The sequence below is a fragment of the Microvirga aerilata genome (assembly GCF_016743775.1).
Lineage (GTDB): Bacteria > Pseudomonadota > Alphaproteobacteria > Rhizobiales > Beijerinckiaceae > Microvirga > Microvirga aerilata.
In genome coordinates, this window is the sequence record NZ_JAEQMY010000323.1 from 1 (window position 1) to 904 (window position 904).

1 protein-coding gene is annotated in these 904 nt (G+C 63.1%); it reads left to right on the plus strand.

Annotated features, from left to right (window positions below; genetic code table 11):
• Positions 1-70: 70 nt before the first annotated feature.
• A partial coding sequence (locus JKG68_RS32610) for a biosynthetic peptidoglycan transglycosylase (protein ID WP_202066603.1) occupies positions 71-904 on the plus strand: 834 nt, incomplete at its 3' end.

The window sequence follows — 904 nt, forward strand, 5'->3', positions numbered from 1 at the left end:
TTTCAGCCATAGTTTTCGTGTTTGTTGAAGGTCTTGGCGCCGAATCGGTCGGCGCGTTACAGGGCCTCCAATGACCCGCGCTCTGGCGCTCGCCACTGCTCTCCTGCTTATCAGCCTCTCCCACGCACCCACTGCACAAGCCGCAGACCCGGTTCACTTCTGGGATCTCCAGCCTCGGTCCTTGCGCCTCCTGGTGACCTCCCCCCAGGTAATGGTCTCCCGCACCAAGACGGGATGGGACGCCTACTGCCGCTGTCCGGTCGTGCTTGCCCCCTCAGAGATCCCCGAGGTGATGAAGAAGGCCATCGTGACCGTCGAGGACAAGCGCTTCTTCGACCATGGCGGAGTCGATGTGGTTTCGCTGCTGTCCGTGCTCAAAGGCGGCCTCACCCGGGGCGGCAGCACGATCCCGATGCAACTGCTCAAGAACTTGGTGTTCCACGACCTGCGCGCCAGTGACGTGCTCACGCGTCTCGAGCGCAAAGGGGCAGAGGTCTGGTACGCCGGTCTCTTCGACGAGGCGGTGGGCAAAGAGGAACTCTTGGCCGCCTACCTCAACCAGATCGAGTTCGGCGGACGCGACATCGTCGGGCTGTATCGGGCGAGCCGGCACTACTTCCGCAAAGAGCCCAAGGATCTGACGCTGTACGAGGCGGCTCTGCTGGCCGGAATGGTCAAGGCTCCTGCACGGCTCAACCCGCTTCGGGCAAAGACGCGAGAGCGTGCGCACGAGCGAGCGCTCCTCGTCCTGAAGCTGATGGTCGAGCAGGGCAGAATCTCGGACAAGGAGCGGCGCCAAGCTGAAGAGGCAGGCATCCGCCCCGGCATGCTGCCAGAGTTCAAGATCCAGGCGCAGGCCTTTACCGAGTGGGTGGTGGAAACCTGGGGAGACAAGTACGTGCAG